General features: G+C 61.8%; 17 protein-coding genes. 4 read left to right on the top strand and 13 right to left on the bottom strand.

The features are described from left to right. Window positions 1–2 precede the first annotated feature (2 nt). The 4 genes from C6558_RS26935 to C6558_RS26920 all read right to left on the bottom strand — a co-directional run bounded on the left by C6558_RS26935 (window position 3) and on the right by C6558_RS26920 (window position 2,947). On the bottom strand, window positions 3–767 hold the full coding sequence (locus tag C6558_RS26935; protein WP_057214447.1) for an amino acid ABC transporter ATP-binding protein: 765 nt from the start codon (window positions 765–767) through the stop codon (window positions 3–5). Then, the gene (locus C6558_RS26930) at window positions 764–1,423 is read right to left on the bottom strand and encodes an amino acid ABC transporter permease (protein ID WP_107027966.1); all 660 of its coding nucleotides are present in this window, start codon (window positions 1,421–1,423) and stop codon (window positions 764–766) included. Before C6558_RS26930 ends, C6558_RS26935 begins: the two co-directional genes overlap by 4 nt. A gap of 13 nt (window positions 1,424–1,436) precedes the next feature. Continuing rightward, entirely contained in the window at window positions 1,437–2,084 is a 648-nt protein-coding gene (locus C6558_RS26925; protein WP_057206385.1) for an amino acid ABC transporter permease, read from the bottom strand. Window positions 2,085–2,164: 80 nt separating this feature from the next. After that, window positions 2,165–2,947: an ABC transporter substrate-binding protein gene (locus C6558_RS26920; RefSeq protein WP_057206382.1), complete on the bottom strand. Its 783-nt coding sequence runs from the start codon at window positions 2,945–2,947 to the stop codon at window positions 2,165–2,167. Between the two features lie 141 nt (window positions 2,948–3,088). Between C6558_RS26920 and C6558_RS26915 the strand changes: the two genes are divergently transcribed. Beyond that, window positions 3,089–4,048, top strand: a complete 960-nt coding sequence (locus tag C6558_RS26915; RefSeq protein WP_057214440.1) for a LysR family transcriptional regulator — start codon at window positions 3,089–3,091, stop codon at window positions 4,046–4,048. Window positions 4,049–4,069: 21 nt separating this feature from the next. Here C6558_RS26915 and C6558_RS26910 read toward each other — a convergent pair whose 3' ends face one another. Continuing rightward, window positions 4,070–4,489 carry a thioesterase family protein gene (locus C6558_RS26910; protein ID WP_025428842.1) on the bottom strand — a complete coding sequence of 140 codons (420 nt, stop codon included), beginning with the start codon at window positions 4,487–4,489 and terminating at the stop codon, window positions 4,070–4,072. Between the two features lie 226 nt (window positions 4,490–4,715). On the opposite strand from C6558_RS26910, the gene C6558_RS26905 reads away from it, so the two are divergent. Further along, window positions 4,716–5,291: a nucleoside 2-deoxyribosyltransferase gene (locus C6558_RS26905; protein ID WP_057206378.1), complete on the top strand. Its 576-nt coding sequence runs from the start codon at window positions 4,716–4,718 to the stop codon at window positions 5,289–5,291. Window positions 5,292–5,303: 12 nt separating this feature from the next. Here C6558_RS26905 and C6558_RS26900 read toward each other — a convergent pair whose 3' ends face one another. Further along, window positions 5,304–5,978: a pentapeptide repeat-containing protein gene (locus C6558_RS26900; RefSeq protein WP_371412307.1), complete on the bottom strand. Its 675-nt coding sequence runs from the start codon at window positions 5,976–5,978 to the stop codon at window positions 5,304–5,306. A 595-nt stretch (window positions 5,979–6,573) separates the two neighbouring features. Here C6558_RS26900 and C6558_RS26895 point away from each other — a divergent pair. Next, window positions 6,574–7,971, top strand: a complete 1,398-nt coding sequence (locus tag C6558_RS26895) for a PLP-dependent aminotransferase family protein (RefSeq protein ID WP_107027964.1) — start codon at window positions 6,574–6,576, stop codon at window positions 7,969–7,971. A gap of 186 nt (window positions 7,972–8,157) precedes the next feature. Continuing rightward, complete coding sequence (locus C6558_RS26890; protein ID WP_025428846.1) at window positions 8,158–8,568, top strand: DUF983 domain-containing protein; 411 nt, start codon at window positions 8,158–8,160, stop codon at window positions 8,566–8,568. A gap of 235 nt (window positions 8,569–8,803) precedes the next feature. Here C6558_RS26890 and C6558_RS26885 read toward each other — a convergent pair whose 3' ends face one another. The 7 genes from C6558_RS26885 to C6558_RS26855 form a co-directional block, all read right to left on the bottom strand. Beyond that, window positions 8,804–9,409, bottom strand: a complete 606-nt coding sequence (locus tag C6558_RS26885; RefSeq protein ID WP_107027963.1) for an alkylhydroperoxidase domain protein — start codon at window positions 9,407–9,409, stop codon at window positions 8,804–8,806. A gap of 19 nt (window positions 9,410–9,428) precedes the next feature. Next, entirely contained in the window at window positions 9,429–10,046 is a 618-nt protein-coding gene (locus C6558_RS26880; protein WP_107027962.1) for a CMD domain protein, read from the bottom strand. Window positions 10,047–10,106: 60 nt separating this feature from the next. After that, window positions 10,107–11,153, bottom strand: a complete 1,047-nt coding sequence (locus tag C6558_RS26875; RefSeq protein ID WP_107027961.1) for a putative FMN-dependent luciferase-like monooxygenase — start codon at window positions 11,151–11,153, stop codon at window positions 10,107–10,109. 29 nt (window positions 11,154–11,182) lie between these two features. Further along, window positions 11,183–12,832, bottom strand: coding sequence for an ABC transporter ATP-binding protein (locus C6558_RS26870; RefSeq protein WP_107027960.1), 1,650 nt, complete (start codon window positions 12,830–12,832; stop codon window positions 11,183–11,185). Then, on the bottom strand, window positions 12,829–13,713 hold the full coding sequence (locus C6558_RS26865) for an ABC transporter permease (protein WP_107027959.1): 885 nt from the start codon (window positions 13,711–13,713) through the stop codon (window positions 12,829–12,831). Before C6558_RS26865 ends, C6558_RS26870 begins: the two co-directional genes overlap by 4 nt. Then, window positions 13,710–14,654 carry an ABC transporter permease gene (locus tag C6558_RS26860; RefSeq protein ID WP_057206367.1) on the bottom strand — a complete coding sequence of 315 codons (945 nt, stop codon included), beginning with the start codon at window positions 14,652–14,654 and terminating at the stop codon, window positions 13,710–13,712. Before C6558_RS26860 ends, C6558_RS26865 begins: the two co-directional genes overlap by 4 nt. 69 nt (window positions 14,655–14,723) lie before the next feature. Next, complete coding sequence (locus C6558_RS26855; protein ID WP_107027958.1) at window positions 14,724–16,364, bottom strand: TIGR04028 family ABC transporter substrate-binding protein; 1,641 nt, start codon at window positions 16,362–16,364, stop codon at window positions 14,724–14,726. Between the last annotated feature and the right edge of the window lie 223 nt (window positions 16,365–16,587).

Here is a 16,587-nt window from a genome sequence, read left to right as displayed (position 1 = left end):
CATCACGCCGCCAGATATTTCTTGAGGAAAGCCCGCGTGCGCTCCTGTTTCGGTTCGCGGAAAATCTCGGCTGGCGCACCCTGCTCGACGACGACACCGCCATCCATGAACAGCACGCGGTCGGCGACCTCGCCGGCAAAGCGCATCTCATGCGTGACGATCAGCATCGTCATGTGCTCGGCGGCGAGTTGCTTCATCACCGCATTGACCTCGTCGACGAGTTCGGGGTCGAGCGCCGAGGTCGCCTCGTCAAAAAGCATGACCTTCGGCTGCATCGCGAGTGCCCGGGCGATGGCGACACGTTGCTTCTGGCCGCCTGACAGCCGCGAGGGATAGGCGTCGACCTTCTCCGCCAGCCCGACCTTCGACAGGAGCTCGACCGCCAGCTCGCGTGCAGCCGCCTTCGCCATGCCCTTCAGGATAATCGGTCCCATCGTGACGTTTTCGATCACCGTCAGGTGCGGGAAGAGATTGAAGTGCTGGAACACCATGCCCATCTGCTGGCGCACCGCGTTGATGTGGCGCTCGAAGGCCTGGCCGCGCAGGCTCTGGTTGACCTGGACGCCGTCGAGCCACACCTCGCCGCCGTTCAGCGTTTCCAGATGATTGATCGAGCGCAGCAGCGTGCTCTTGCCGGAGCCGCTCGGGCCGATGATCGCAACGATCTGCCCCCGGGCAACCGACAAGTCTATGCCCTTCAGGACTTGAAGCTCGCCATAGGCCTTGCGAGCACTCTTGACTTCGACCATGGGTCGCTGGGCGGTCATCGTGATACCTCCACGTTCTGTTCGACCCGGCGCAGACCCGCTTCGAGCACGAGGTTTAGGATGTAATAGAGTGCGGCGACCGTGATGTAGAATTCGAACGGCCGGAAGGTTTCGCTGATCGCCAGCTGCGCAGCATGAACCAACTCGGCAATGCCGATGATCGACACCAGCGAGGACTCCTTCAACAGCACGATCAGGTTGTTGCCCATGGCCGGAATGGTGTTGCGCACGGCCTGCGGCACGACGAAGTAGCGCAGCGTCTGAAAACGGCCGAAACCGAGGCTGCGCGCGCCTTCTGTCTGCCCGACATCCACTGCCACGATCCCGGCGCGCAGAATGTCGGCGTTATAGACGGCAAAGTGCAGGCCGAGACCGATGATGCCGGCGAGAAGTGCCGGGATCTTGAACCCCAGTTGCCCCAGCCCGTAGTAGATCAGGAACAGTTGTAACAGCAGCGGTGTGCCCATGAAGAGCCACATGAAGGCGCGCACCGGCAAGGCCACCGCCTTCGGCGCATAGAGAACAACCAGGGCAAAAACGACTCCGAAGATGAAGCTGATAGCAGCCGCCGAGACGGTAAGGACGACAGTCCACCAGACCCCCATCCAGAGGATATCGGCATAGGGCGGGACGACGCTGAAATCGAGACCTTGCATGCGCGCCTCCCCCTCAGGCTATGGCGTAGCGTCGGTCAAGCAGATCGACGATCCGCGCGACGACATAGACGATGAGCATGTAGAGCACGGCGGCAACGCCGAAGATCTCGAACGGCTTGTAGGTCGAGCCGATATAGCGCTGGGCCGTGTAGGTGAGTTCGACCACGGATATCGTCGATACCAGCGCCGATCCCTTCACCAGAGCCACGGCGTTGACGCCGAGCGGGCGGATCATCAACCGTGCGGCCTGCGGCAGCACCACCTTGCGCATCGTCTGGAACCGGCTGAAGCCGATCGAGCGGGCAGCTTCGGTCTGGCCGCGGTCGACCGACTGGATCGCGCCGCGGATGGCTTCGGCCATATAGGCGCCGATATTGAGCCCAAGCCCGATCACGCCGGCGGCGAACGGCTCGAGATTGATGCCGATCTGCGGCCCGCCGAAATAGAGGACGAAAAGCTGGATCAGGCAGGGCGTGCCGCGAAACAGGCTGACATAGGCAGAACCAAAGACGCGCAAAGGCCAAGAGCGCGACATCTTCGCCGCCGCCACGAGAAAGGCGACGACAAGCCCAAGCGCCAGCGAAAGCGCCGATATCTCGATCGTTATCCACGCCGCTTCCACGAAGAACGGGAAGACGCGCTGCACCAGCGAAAAGTCCATTGGAAAACTCCGGGGGGAGAACGCGACAATCTCCGGCCGCTGCCGTCAATGGGCGGCCGGAGACGGGTAGAAGCCAGCGATCAGCGGATGTCGCTACCGACCCATTCCATCGAAATCTTCTCGTAGGAACCGTCTGTCAACATATCCTCGAGCGCCTTCTGCATTGCAGCCTTCAGCTCCGGATTGTTCTTGCGGATGGCGATACCGATGGCGACGCTGCCACCTTCGATGTCAGGCGTTTCCAGACGGCGAACCTTCTCACCGGTTTCTTTGACGGCCACCATGACCGGAATGTTGTCGACGACGATCGCATCGACCCGGCCGCTCTTCAGTTCCATCATCAGCTCGGGCAGCCCCTTGTAGGTGCGCACGTCCCAGCCGCCCTGTTCGCGGGCCCATTTCTCATGGGTTTCCCCGAGCGTGACGCCGAGCGTCTTGCCCTTGAGTTCGTCGAGCTTCTGAACGGCGGAGGCTTCGGCGACGAACACCGCGCGGCCGGCGTGATAATACGGACCGACGAAATCGACGACCTTCTCACGCTCGGGCGTGATCGTCATGGATCCGACGACGGTATCGTATTTGTTGGCGAGCAGGCCTGCGATGATGCCGTCCCAAGCCGTCGTCACCAGAGTGCCCTTGACGCCGACGCGCTCTGCAATCGCCTGGCCGATCGAGGCATCGAAGCCGACAACCTGGTTCTGTTCATTGACGAAGTTGAAGGGGGGATACTGCCCGCTCATCGCGATCTTCAGTTCACCCGCAGACTTCACCGCTTCGAGGTCGTCAGCGCGCACCGAAACGGCGGAGAAGGTTGCGGCAATGGTGAGCGTAGCGGCCAAAAGGCCGGAGAAAATGGTCTTCATGAAATGTTCCTTGCTCCTCTGGATGAATGCGCCTTCTCGTGCGCTTGGGACGGGCATCGAGGCGCCTTCCGAATTTCATGATTGCCTTTGCATCAGCATTGCGCAAATAGATAATGGGAATAGAGGGCATAGATTTCAGGAATGGTCACACCTCGATCCGAACGGCTCGTCTGGGAGCTCGACTGGAACCTTCTGCGCACCTTCGTGGTGATCGCCGAGGTCAAAAGCATCACGCGCGCCGCGGAACGGCTGAACCTGAAACAGCCGAGCGTCAGCAACGCGTTGAAGCGGCTGGAGGACCGTGTCGGGCGTCGGCTCGTCGAGCGGGACGCGACGCGTTTCGACCTGACGGAGGTCGGCCAACTTCTCTACGAGCAGGCGGTCGAGGTCTTCGGAACCATATCCCAGCTGCCGCAACTGGTGCGCGGGGTCAGCGACGACGTGACCGGGCATGTGACGATCGCCGTCGCCAGCCATGTGGTATCGCCGATCTTTGATCGGGCGCTGATGGAGTTTCATCGCAACTATCCGCGCGCGACGCTGAACATCTCGGTTGCGGCAAGCGGCGAAGTCACCCGCCAGGTGCGGGAGAAACGGGCATCGTTCGGCCTCTGCCTTGTCAGCGTCCGCGACCCGGCGCTCGACTACCTCTTGGTCTTTCGCGAGTTCTTCGGCTTCTTCTGCGGTCCGCACCATCGGCTGTTCGGCAGGGAAGGATTGAAACTTGCTGACCTCAAGGGGGAGACCTCGGTGTCGTTCCACACCGACCATATCGCTGATGCATTGCGGCCCGTTGCGCTTCTGCGTAGCGAGGCCAAGCTCAATGCCAACGTCGTTGGCGTTTCTTCAAGCCTTGAAGAAGTTCGCCGGATGATTGTCGCCGGCCTCGGCGTCGGTCCCTTGCCGCTGCATGTGGCACGCCGCGACGTGGCCGATGGTGTGTTGTGGCGGCTGCCACCCTATGAAGCACCGCCGGCGATCGACATCTTCCTGCTGACGAACCCCGACAAGGCCTTGAACCGTGCAGAAAAGGCATTGCTTGCCGGGCTGCAGATGTTGATCGCCGAAACCCCTGTCGAAGAGCGGATCTATACGGACTGACGACGGACCGCGGGCGGCAGATCACGCTTGAAGCAATGCCTCCGCGCGTGCGCGTGCCGCCGGCTCCAGCGCCATTGCCGTGCGCGCCGAAAGATCGAAGCGAACGGTCACCGTTCGGTTGACGGCGTGAACAACATCATCAAGCGTGCCTGACATGATCTGCTCGAAGGTCACGGAGGAACGGCCCAGCTTGACCACCCGCGAGCGAATGGTGAGTAGGGTGCCTGCCTTCGTCTCGTGTTTGTATTCCACTTCCGACCGCACGTCGGCCCAGCCCCTGCCCGGCTCGCCTTCAACCTCGATCCCGGCAATATGACCAAGCAGCTGGAAGCTGGCATCATCGAACATCGCCGCATAGTGGCGAACGTTCATATGCCCCATCGTGTCGCACATCCACGGATGTGCAACGCCGACATAGGTGGTCAAAGGCTGACTTGGCATCGATGGACCCCGCTGATGGATATGCCTGGACAGAACGGCTGAGAGATAGCGGATGACGAAGCCGCCTGTCCATGCCGTGCCATCATCGACCGCTCCTGCAATCAGCGCGGACAAGTACCGAAATATCGGTGGGTAAGCGCCGGCCGTGCAACCACGCCTACTAGGCGCCCGCCCGCGACCTCCCTAGGCTGACCTCCTTTGACGGACTGGGAAATCTGCAAGGAGCATGATCGTGAAAGTATATCTGGCCGGGCCTGAAGTGTTCCTGAGCAATGCCGTGGAGATCCAGGCACAGAAGGCCGAACTTGCCCGTGCGGCCGGCTTCACGCCACTCGTGCCGGGCGACCTGGAAATTCCGCCGGCCGAAACCAAGCATGCACGCGGCGTTGCGATCTATGGCGTGGATGAAGGCATGATGCTGGCCAGCGACATGATCATCGCCAATCTGACGCCGTTTCGCGGCATCAGCGCCGATGTCGGCACGGTTTTCGAGCTCGGCTTCATGTGCGGCCGTGGCCGCCATGTCTATGCCTACACCAACACGTCGCGCAGCTATTACGACCGCATCCTCCACGGCCATTACGGCGGCAAGGCCGGCACGCGCCCGGACGGCCGCATGGCTGGACAGGACGGGTTGAGCATCGAGGATTTCGATATGGCCGACAATCTGATGCTCGATGGCGGCATCCTGGCGCGCGGCGGAACCTTCATAAAGCGCGAAGTGGCCGAAGCCGACCGGCTGACCGATCTCGAGGCATTCAAGCAATGCCTGGCGATTGCCGCCAAGCAACATCTCCGTTGAGATCGATCCCGTTCAGTCGACCGGGCACGGCCAATTGGCTGGAGTAGATAGCCCGGCCGGCAGTTTGGTGGCGCTGTCGCCGCATGTCAGGTTAACCTGCTCCTGCTCGAGCCCGGTTGCGGCCGACAGATCCACCCCTTCGATGCGCGTCAGGAACATGAACGCATCGGTGAAGTCGATCGGGCCCTCGAAGCTAGAGCCGCTGAAAGTGGCGCGCGACAGATTGGCCATCGGGAAACGCGTGCCCGTGATCACCGCTTTTTCGAAGTTGGCGCGCCCGAGCTCGGCCTTCTCGAAGTCGGCGCCCGTCAATTTGGCTCCTGTGAAATTCGTTCGCTGCAGTTCAGAACTGTTGAATGAAGCGCCTTCCGCCGAGATGCCGGCAAAACTGGTTCGGTAGGCTTCAACCTTGGCGAAATTCGCCTTGTCGGCCCTGGCCCCGGCCAATGACGAACGCACCAGCGTCGCCTTCTCCAGGTTTGCCGCCGTGAGATTCGCGCCCCTCAGATCCGTCAGGGTGAAATCAGTGTTGACCAGGTTCCCACCCTCGAGATCGATCCCGCCAAGCATTAGTTGTTTCTTGTTGCAATCGCTCCAGTCAGCGCCCGGCGCCGATGGATCCTTGCAGTTCGCCGCATAGGCAAGGTTCGAGAGCGCCAGCGTCACAAGAAATGCAGAGAGGCCGATGGCCGACCGTTTGCCACAGGCGCGAATGGCGCGTTTGATCCCGATTGTGTCGCTAAACCCACCCTCCCCGGTTGCGACAAACGAACGAATGGGCTTCGGCTTTAGGATATGCATGGCGCTGCTCCACGGCCCCTTGGGATGGACCGGTTCTGTTGCATTTCTCGTTTGCTGGCTTCGTCGGCGAAAACAACCATACAAAGCGCGCGTCACGGCTTAAGCGTATGACATTGTTGCCCTTCGCGCAAATGACAGCCACGCGATATGGCAAACAAGATTTGCCTTGAGGGGGAAAAAGACTGAAACCTACCAGCCTCGGCAGCAACCCAATCGGCGATGGGGTCCGGTCGCCCGGCGAGCAGTCAGGACAAATGCAACCAAATGCCTGCATCGAACGCTCAACTGTCGAGCGCCGGGTAGGTTGAACGTCGAAAAGCTTCCTAGGTTTCCGCAGTAACGGAAATGGAGCAACCGTTTGTGCCGCTCGACGCAGCGATTCGGTGGCCCCGAGCACGCTAGCCCGTCCCCGAAATACGGCGGCTTGCGCCAGCATGGTAAAACATGCAATATCCATACAATGTGATCTTGAGGTAGTGCCATGACGACGGATGCATCGGAGACGACCTGGCTGCCGGCCATCCGGAAAGCGAACGGACCGCTTTACATCGCTATTGCCGACGCCATCGCAGCTGATATCGCCGAAGGTCGCCTGTCCGAAGGCGCGCGGCTGCCGCCCCAGCGCGCGCTCGCCAGCGCATTGGGCATCGACTTCACCACGGTGAGTCGCGCCTACAACGAGGCGCGACACCGCGGATTGGTGGAAGGGCGCGTCGGCCAGGGCACCTATGTCAAGGCGAAAAGAATGAAGGGATTGCAGCCGGCAGCCGACGGCCTTGTCGACATGAGCATGAACCTGCCGCCACTTTTCGACGACGCGGCCCTGACAATGCGCCTGTGGAGCGACATCGCCAGCCTGCAGGTCGAACATGGGCTCGATCTGTTGATGCGGTATCAGGCGCCCGGCGGCACGCTTCACAATCGCGCTGTCGGGGCCAACTGGCTACAGCCGCGCCTGGGAGAAATCCCAGCCGAGCGCGTACTGATCTGCGCAGGAGCACAAAGCGCCCTGCTGGCCGCGATCAGCAGCCTTGCAAAGCCCGGCGATGTGATCGCCGCGGAAACCATTGCCTATCCCGGCCTACGGGCGCTCGCCGCCCATCTCGGCATCGATATCGTCGGCGTTCCTATCGACAAAAATGGCATTGTACCAGAACAGCTTGAAGCGATTTGCAAAAGCACGAAATTAAGAGCGCTCTACTGTAACCCCACGCTCCACAACCCGACCACAGCAACACTGCCGCTTGAGCGCCGCAAGGCGATCGTTGCCATTGCCCGAACCCACGGCGTAGCAATCATCGAGGACGACGCCTATGGAGCGCTACCAATCGCCGCGCCGCTGCCATTGGCAGCACTTGCGCCTGACCTCGTCTATCACATTGCCGGTCTCGCCAAGTGCCTGTCGCCAGCGCTGCGGATTGCCTATCTCGTCGTTCCGGATCGCCAAAGCTGCGTGCGCATCGAGGGCGCGATACGCGCGACGAGTGGCATGGCTCCCCCCTTCAACGCCGCGATCGCAACACGCTGGATTGAGGACGGGACGGCAAGGGAGGTCCTCGGCGCGATCCGCCAGGAAGTGACGATCCGACAGACCATGGTCAGCCGCTTGTTGCCAAGGGACGTTGTCCAGACGGACCAGGAAGGCTTCCACGTATGGCTACACCTGCCACTACCCTGGACGCGAGGCGATTTTTCCGGTCGGCTGCGGGCATCAGGCATCAGCGTCGTGGCCAGCGATGCCTTCGCGCTTGACCTAGCACCTGAAGCCGTGCGCCTCGGCCTTGGCGCGGCACGGACGCACGAGGAGTTGCAGCGCAGCCTGATGACGATTGCAGATCTGCTTCAGCAATCTCCGGCTGCATCGAGTCTCGTCGTTTGAGGTCTTTTGTTTGCGGCCGGCGAAATTGTCGCAGCAATGTATGCATACAATAAATTGACAATGCGTGCTTTTAGGCGTCTTAATCCCTGCAGGCCTGAGGCGGCACGGAGCATTCGTCGACCGCACCCAGGCATATCAGCTGGCGCGCCGGAATGGCTGCGCCGCAGACGCCTGAAAGGAACGCATATGTCTTCGGATCACGACTGGCCTCCCATACCTCCGATGCAAACTGGCTTGCGCGGTCGTTGTCCGCGTTGCGGCCAGGGGCATCTGTTCGAGGGCTTCCTCAAGATGCGCAAGAAGTGTGAGGTCTGCGATCTCGACTACTCCTTCGCCGATCCCGCTGACGGCCCCGCCTTCTTCGTCATCTGCTTCGGCTGCGTGCCGAGCGTGCTGCTCGGCGTATGGCTGGAGGTGCAATTCAGCGCTCCGCTGTGGATACACCTTCTGGTCACCGGCCCATTCATGTTGCTGACGTGCATTCCACCACTTCGACCACTCAAGGGATGGCTGGTCTCAAGCCAGTTTTTCTACAAGGCTGAGGAAGGAAAGCTCGTGCGCAGACAGGTCGAGCCACCGCTCGCCCCGACCCAATAGGCTTTCGGTTGGCAGACTGGCACTGAACGTCAGATGGCCATCCGTCATGGTTCGGTACCGATAACGAATATCAACAAGGCGCGAGCAATGCTCGCGCCTTGTTCGGTTGGCCTTCTTGGACGCTGATCGATGCGGCATGGCCGGACCGTGCTACCCATCGGCACGGTTCAACCGCGGTGATGCGGGCATTTGCCGGGACCCCGCAGCATGCTTGGCCGCGCCCCTCAATCTCAGATCATTGTACCGCCGGTGTCGGCTCGCCGAGCGAGAGCATCAGGCGGTTCGCCCAGTTGAAGAAGGCGGCGCCGTGGATCACGTCGGCAATCTCGAGTTCATCGAGGCCGGCGGCAGACAGGCGTTCGATATGATCATCGCCGAATGTGGGTGGCGTAGCCGTCAGTGCGACCGAGGCTGCAACGATCGCGTTCCAGCGTTCGCCGAGATCAGCATCCACACCTTCATAGAGAAGCTTCTGAACGTCGTCGCCCCGCCTGGAATGATGAGATGCGAAACGCGAATGCACAGAGGCGCAGAAGATGCATCCATTTGACCGCGATGCGGCGGTCGCTGCAAGCTCGCGCTCGGCACGCGGCAGGCCCGTGCGGGTGTTGTAGAAAATATCCTTGTCCGTCTTCGTCCGCGCCTCCAGAACCTGGGGATCGCGAACGAGCAAGCGGAAGTAGGGCGACTTGGCGCGCGACGCCTCGACGAGACCGGCAAGGTGTGCCTCCGTCAGATCGTCCTCCGCGAGCGGTTCCAGCCACGGTGTCCAGCCGATCTCGGCCTGCGTGAACGCGACAGGACGATTTTCAATGTTGGGCGTGATGATGTGGTCAGTCATGACAAACTCCTTCTAAGGCTCAGGCGGCAGCGCGCCTAGCGGAGGCCGCAAGCAGGCCAAGGCCGGCGATTACCCGGATCTGGAACGCAACGAATGCGACAAGCTGCGACAGCGTCACGATGCTGTTCGTCGTCCAGCCGGCATCGATAAGCGCCTGAAGCGCCCCAGGGCTTGCGTCACGGAGATGGAAGACAAGCAGATGCGCATGTTCCAAGGCTGCCGCAAGCTTTGCTCCGAGCGCTTCACGCCCGGCATCAGAGACCTGGTAGATCGGCCCGGGTGCGTCCTCGACGCTCAAAGCGCCGGCCGGATATCGCCCATAGGGGCCGACGGCCTGCGCCGCGCCGATCTCGGCCTTCAACACCTCGACCACCCAGCGGTTCGCTTCGCCTTCCTCCAGTGGGCTGACGTAGAACTCAAAAATATCCGGATGCCGATGCAATCCCGCGACGAAGCTGGCAATTGCCTGCCGTTCGGCATGAGAGACGTCGCCAAAATTTTCAGGTTCGAAGAGTGCGAGATAGCTCTTCTGCGCCTGCTCGCGTGTTTCCGGCCGCTGGGTGCGGATGCGATCAAGCGATGAGCCCGGCTTGATGCCGGCCAGCAGGTCGATGATATCGGGTGTCGATGTGGTCACGGTAAGTCTCCTTCCTTCAGTTTAGCGGCGCCCCGGGTGCCACTGTGGTGATCGGCGTTGTCAGCCGACGGCTCCGAGGCGGCGGGGGGCGAATTTTTCCTCCGGCGCCCATCCGAGCGCCGGTGCGACCTTGGTTGCGATTAGCTCGATCGAGCGCAGGATCAGAGGGTGGGGCGGATCGATGGAGTGAACCTGGAAGACGAGGTCGGTAACCCGATCGAGCGTCGTATCCGCACGGAGGCTTTCGATCACGTCGTCGGGCGTCCCGACATGGACGTCGAAAGCGGCGATCAGTTCGGCGAGCGAGTTGCCCGTCGGCTTGTGGCCGGCCGCAATCAGCCGTTCGGCGCCGCGACGCAAGCCGATTTCGGCCAGGCGCAATGCCTCAGCGCGGCTGTCTGCCACGAACAGGCTACGTGAACCCAAAATTCGGGGTGCGCTGCCTGCCGGCAATCCCGCGAGATAGGCGTTGATGATCGGGTTCTGCAATTCGGCGAGCGACGCCTCCGGTCGTTCGGCGGTCCGGGGCTGGGTGCGCGACAGCATGAGGCCGTCGCCGGCCCGCCCTGCCCTCTCCCCGCCTGCGACGGAGAACGTGGCCTGCCAAATCCGGTCGAGCAATTGCGGCGCCGTCGGATAAAGTTGGTCGCCGCCTGAAAGGCTGCGTCCGGCCCAGGCGTCGAGCACGACGCGCAGATGCCGGGCGAAAATGTCTCCGCGCTCGGCACTCTCGAGGCCGAAGGCCGTAAAGGACGACGGAGTGCCACCGGTACCGAAGCCGATTTCGACCCGCCCGCAGGAGAGAAGGTCGAGCACAGCCGCATCCTCGGCAACCCGTATCGGATTTTCAAGCGGCAGGGTGATGACGCCGGTTCCGAGCCTGATCCGCGACGTCTGCGCGGCGACATGTGCCAGGAAGACGAGTGGCGCCGGCAAACCGCCTTCGTCGGCATGGAAGTGATGCTGGGCGACCCAGGCGGTATCGAAGCCGAAACGTTCGGCGGTCGCGATCTGCTCGGCCGCATAATGATAGCGCGTGCCGGCGGGCACGTCGTCGAGGAGACGCGTAAAGAACCCCAGTCGCTTGCGTGGCGTCGTATTCGTCATTTTCTGTCCTGTCATTCATTCCTGCGTCGTCAGACGAGGACTGCTCGTTTTTGTCCGGGGATGGCGTTGATGAGTTCGCGGGTATAGTCGCTGCCCGGCCGTTCGAAGACGTCCTCGACGGGTCCTCCGTCGACCAAACGACCGTCCTTCAGCACGGACACCGTGTCTGAGATCTGCCGAACGACTGCGAGGTCATGAGACACGAACAGGTAGGTCAGACCGAGATCGCGCTGGAGTTCGTCGAGAAGATCGAGGATGCGGGCCTGCACCGTCACGTCCAGAGCCGAGACCGCCTCGTCGAGAACGACGACGTCGGGGTCGAGAACGAGTGCGCGGGCGATTGCCACCCGTTGTCGCTGACCGCCCGAAAGCGCGTGAGGGCGGCGGCCAAGCGCCGCTTCCGGCAAGCCGACGCGACTGAGGATTGCCCGGACCTTCTCTTCGCGTGCCGGCCGGGCGAGTTTGCCGAAATTTAAGAGCGGCTCGGCAACGATGTCGAACACCGTCTGGCGCGGATCAAGCGAGCCATAAGGGTTCTGGTAGACCAGCTGGATCTTGCGCCTGAACTGGCGCAGCGATTCGCCGCGAAGCGACGAAAGATCGGTGCCATCGATCTCGATACGGCCCGCAGTCGGTTTCTGAAAGCCGACAATCGCGCGGATGGTGGTGGTCTTGCCGGAGCCGGATTCGCCGACGATGGCATGGGTCGTGCCGCGACGGACCCGAAAACTGAGACCGTCGACGGCGCGAAAGGATTTGCCATCGCCATCCCGGCGAACGAAGTCCTGCGCAAGACCTTCGACGATAACGACATCATCGTCTGATGATGTGGGTTTTTGGCGCGCGGTCGCTGGGACCCGGCGCGCAACGGCTGAGAACGACGGCGCGTCGTCAATCAGTTGCCGTGTGTAGGCGCTTCGCGGTGCGGCAAGCACGACTTTGGTCGCGCCGACTTCCTGCACCAGGCCGCCCTGCAGTACGACAAGCCGGTCGGCTCGGTCGGCGGCGACCCCGAGGTCATGGGTCACAAGTAGAACGGATGTGCCGTATTCGGTGCGCAATTCGTCGATCAGGTCGAGAATGCGTTTCTGCACCGTCACGTCGAGTGCGCTTGTCGGTTCATCGGCGATGATGAGTTGCGGCTTCAGCGCGACCGCAATCGCGATCAGCACACGCTGGCGCATGCCGCCCGAAAGCTCGTGCGGATATTGCCGCGCCCTAAGCGCAGGCTCGCTCAGCCCGACACGCTCTAGAAGAGAAATCACCTGCGCGTCCACGTCGCGACCGCTGGCGGCGCCGTGAATGCGAAGAATTTCGCCAACCTGCGCGCCGATCGTTTTCACCGGATTGAGCGAACTTGCCGGATCCTGTGGCACCAGGCTGATCTTGGCGCCACGCACGGCATCGAGCTGTCGATCCGACCAGCGGGAAATGTCCGTGCCGTTGAGCTTGATTCTGCCGCCGTCGATGCGGCCATTGGCATGGAGCAGGCCGATGATCGATTGCGCCGTTGTCGTCTTGCCGGAGCCGGACTCCCCGACCAGCGCGACCACCTCGCCGGGCTCGATCCGGAACGAAACATCGTGCACGACACGGCGATGGGCGACGCCGTCATGGTAGGAGATCGACAGGTTCTCGACCTCTAGCATCGGTGTGTATGCAGCGATTGAGGTGTTCATGCGGCTACCTTGCCGAAGGATTGGCTGACACGATTGGCGGCCAGAACGACCAGAACGACGACGATGCCGGGCGCGGTCGTCAGCCACCAGGCGGTCGAGATGTAGTTTCGGCCCTCAGCAATCAGCAAGCCCCATTCCGGCGTCGGCGGCGGTGCGCCGTAGCCCAGGAACCCGAGCGTCGAGATCTGCAGCACCGCCGATCCGAAATGCAGCGCGGCGATCGCGAGAACCGACGTCAACGAATTCGGCAACACATGCCGCCAGAGGACGGAGGTGAAGGTGCCCCCACTGCCGAAAGCCGCCTCGACATAATCGCTGCGCCGGACACGAACAACTTCCGAACGCGCCAAGCGGGCAAAACCGGCAACAGAGGTGACGCCAACGGCGATCGCCGCGTTCACCGTCCCGAAGCCGAGCAGGATGATGATGCTGAGAGACAACAGCAGTGGCGGGATAGACAGCAAAACGTCGACAAGCCGCATGATCACATCGTCAAGCCGCCGGTCGACCGAGCCGGCGACCACGCCAAGGCCCGTACCGATGACAAGACCAAGTGCCACAGCGACAAAGGCACCGGTCAGCGAATGAACCGCTCCGTAGACGATACGGCCGTAGAGATCGCGCCCAAGCGCGTCGGTACCGAGCAGATGGCTGGCGTCCGGCCGCCGAAGCTGTTCCCCACCAACCCCTTCGAGCGGATTGTAGATGGTGAAAAGCCACGGAGCGACTGCCCAGAGGAAGGCGATGGCGAGAACCAGCCAGGACAATGCCAGGCCCACTGGCAACCGGCGGATGAAATGGGGGAGCGAGAAGCGCCCGCCCACCCGGTGTCCGTGCCCTGACGCGATGGCGTCATCGTGGATTGTATCGAACGTGGTCATGCGGTGGCTCCTGCTTTTGTCCGAAGACGCGGATCGAGCACAGGAAAGAGCAGATCCACGATGAGATTGATGACGACGAAGGCCAAGGCCGAGAGCACAACGATCGCCTGGAGCACGGCCGCGTCCTGGCTGCCGACCGCCCTTTCCGTCAGCCCTCCGATGCCGTTAAGGCCGAAGACAGTCTCGGTGACGACGGCGCCGGCGATGAGTTCACCGAAGAGCACGCCGGCAATGGTGAGCGTCGGCAGCAGCGCGTTCTTGGCAACGTGGCGCCAAAGGACCCAGTGGCGGGTTGCCCCCTTGGCGCGAGCAACCGCGACGAAGGGGCGTGTGAGCACATCGTCGATGTTCCGCACCAAGACCTGGGCGAGCGGCGCGGAAATCGGCACTGCCAACGTGACGACGGGCAGGATGAGTTCCTGCCAAGGGCCGGGGTTGATGACCGGTACGAGTTTCAAACGAAACGAGAAGATCTGAATCAGCATGATGCCGAGCCAGAAGGTCGGGATCGAGATGAAGAGCGACGGCACGGACTGGAGTGCACCGCGGAGCCAGGCGAAGGGCGTGAGGCTCGAAACGAAGGCGATTGCGACGGCAAAGACAGCGGCAAGCGCGAAACCAAGCGACGCGAGTTTCAGCGTCGCCGGCAGGTGGGTCGCAAGCATCGTGCTGACCGGAACGCCCACTTGAACGGAATAGCCGAAGTTGCCGGTGAGAAACCGGCCGATGGTCTGGAGATACTGCACCCAGATGGCGCTGTCGGCGGCGTAGGATGCCCGGATATCGGCGATCTGCTGCGGGTTAAGCCCGAGTTCCGGGTTCTGAAACTTGATCAGGACGGCATCACCGGGCATCGCCTGCAGCAACACGAAGGAGATGGTAAAAGCCGCCCATAGGACGAACAACGCCTGCCCCAGGCGATTGAGCAAATATCCGGACATTCGCCGTTCCTTTGCTTGATCTCATTGCGAGGGTCGGCCACGGCAATGGGCGTGGCCGACCGGTCGATGTCAGTGTTCGGCAAGCCACGTGCTGTAGAAACTTGGGCGGCCAACCGCCTCGAAGGCGATGCCCTGGACGTAAGGCGCACCGGCAAAGGCTTGCGGCTCCTCGAAGATCGGGACCGCATAGGCCTGGTCGACGACATAGTCCTGAACCTCACCGGCAATCGCCAACCGCTTCTCGCGGTCCGGCTCCGAAGCAAGCGCCTCGAGCAGGCCGTTCAGCTTGTCATCGGCGAAGCTCTGGACCTTGTCGCTCTGGCCACCCTTTTGGCGAAGGACGTCACGGTTCTTTGGGTAGTACTGGCTCTTGATCACGTCGGGATCGGCGCGCCCGACCATGGCCGGTGAAACCGGTGTCTTGAGCGGGTCGAGATCGTCGACGATCCTGCTGCCGCTGTCGCCGGCAAGCACCGTCAGCTTGACGCCGAGCCTGCCCCATTGCTGGGCGACCAGTTGCAAGGTTTCCTTGTTCTGCGGCTGCGGCAGAGATTCATAGGCCGTCAGCACTAGTTCCTTGCCGTCTTTCTGGCGCAGGCCGTTGGCGCCGACCGTCCAGCCGGCCTCATCGAGCAGGGCTTTTGCCTTTTCCGGATCGAAGGAAAGCTTCGCCGAAATGTCGCGGTAGCCGAGCGCCGTCGAGGCGATGATGGAGGTCGCCTGTGGGTAGTTGGCGGAAAACAGCGTGGTGACGATTTCCTTGGCGTCGGTCGCGTGCAGCAGCGCCTTGCGGACCCTGACATCGGCGACGAGCGGATTGTCGGGTCGGAAGACGACGCTGTTGTTCACGCCGCGCGTCGAGGGGGCATAGATCTGATAATCCTGTGCCTCGACCTGCTTTTCGTCATAAGCCTGGACCTGCCGGATGAAATCGGCCTGGCCCGCCAGTAGAGCGCCGATGCGCACGCTATCCTCGCCGGTGATGATGTATGTGATACCATCGAGATAGGGCCGTCCCTGATGCTCCAGCTTTGCCGGACCCCAGGCGTATTCTTCGCGCGCCTTCAGGCTCAGCTCCTTGCCGATCGTTTCGCTGTCGACGACAAACGGACCGGAGCCGACGATCTTGGTGGCATCGCCCAGTTGTTCAAACGGAAGCGCCAGCGTGCTTGCGGCAACGAGCCCGGAGCCGATCACCGACGTGCCCTGCAGGAAGCCCGGCGACGGCTTCTTGAAGTAGAATTTGACGGTCAGCGGATCGATGACCTCGCTGCGCGCGTAGTTATTGATGACCTCCGAGACCGGCTGCTTCAGTTCCTTGTTGCCGAGCCCGAAGACGTCGTAGTTCCTTGCGACGGCAGCGGCATCCAGCGGCGTGCCGTCGGAGAAGGTGACGCCAGGACGGATCTTGAAGGTGTATTCGGTCGCATCAGCGTTGACCGTCCACGATTCCGCGATCCAAGGCTCGATCTCGAGCGTCTTCGGGTTCTGGTAGGTCAGCTTGTCGGTGATCTGGTTGAGGATGCCGCCATTTGGGTAAAAGCCGCCGGCCGGCGGGTAGAGATTAGTATGGGCCTGCTGCTCGAGATAGATCAGCGTCCCGCCCTTGATCGGATCGCCTGCACCTTGTGCAAAAGCGCCGGACAGGAAAAAGCCGGAGGCGGAGAGTGTCGCCAGCGTCAGCGCGAGCCGTTTCAGTTTCGTCGTCATGGGAGCCTTCCTTCTAGATGTCTGGAGGCTATCGTACGACTAGGCGCCGGCTTATCAACTAAATCTAGTAAATTAATATGCTATATGTTTCATGCGAAGCGAAAGAAGCATCTCCGCCTCAGAGCCGACGGAGATATTTCTCCCGCGGCCGCTTCCCTGCCTTCTTTTGCTGGTCTCAAGCGGCATGCGGATCATCGTGCGAAAAGAGAGCGTTCGATCACGC

The sequence above is a fragment of the Ensifer sp. NM-2 genome, assembly GCF_003024455.1.
Lineage (GTDB): Bacteria > Pseudomonadota > Alphaproteobacteria > Rhizobiales > Rhizobiaceae > Ensifer > Ensifer canadensis.
This window is presented reverse-complemented; position numbering and strand designations above follow the sequence as displayed.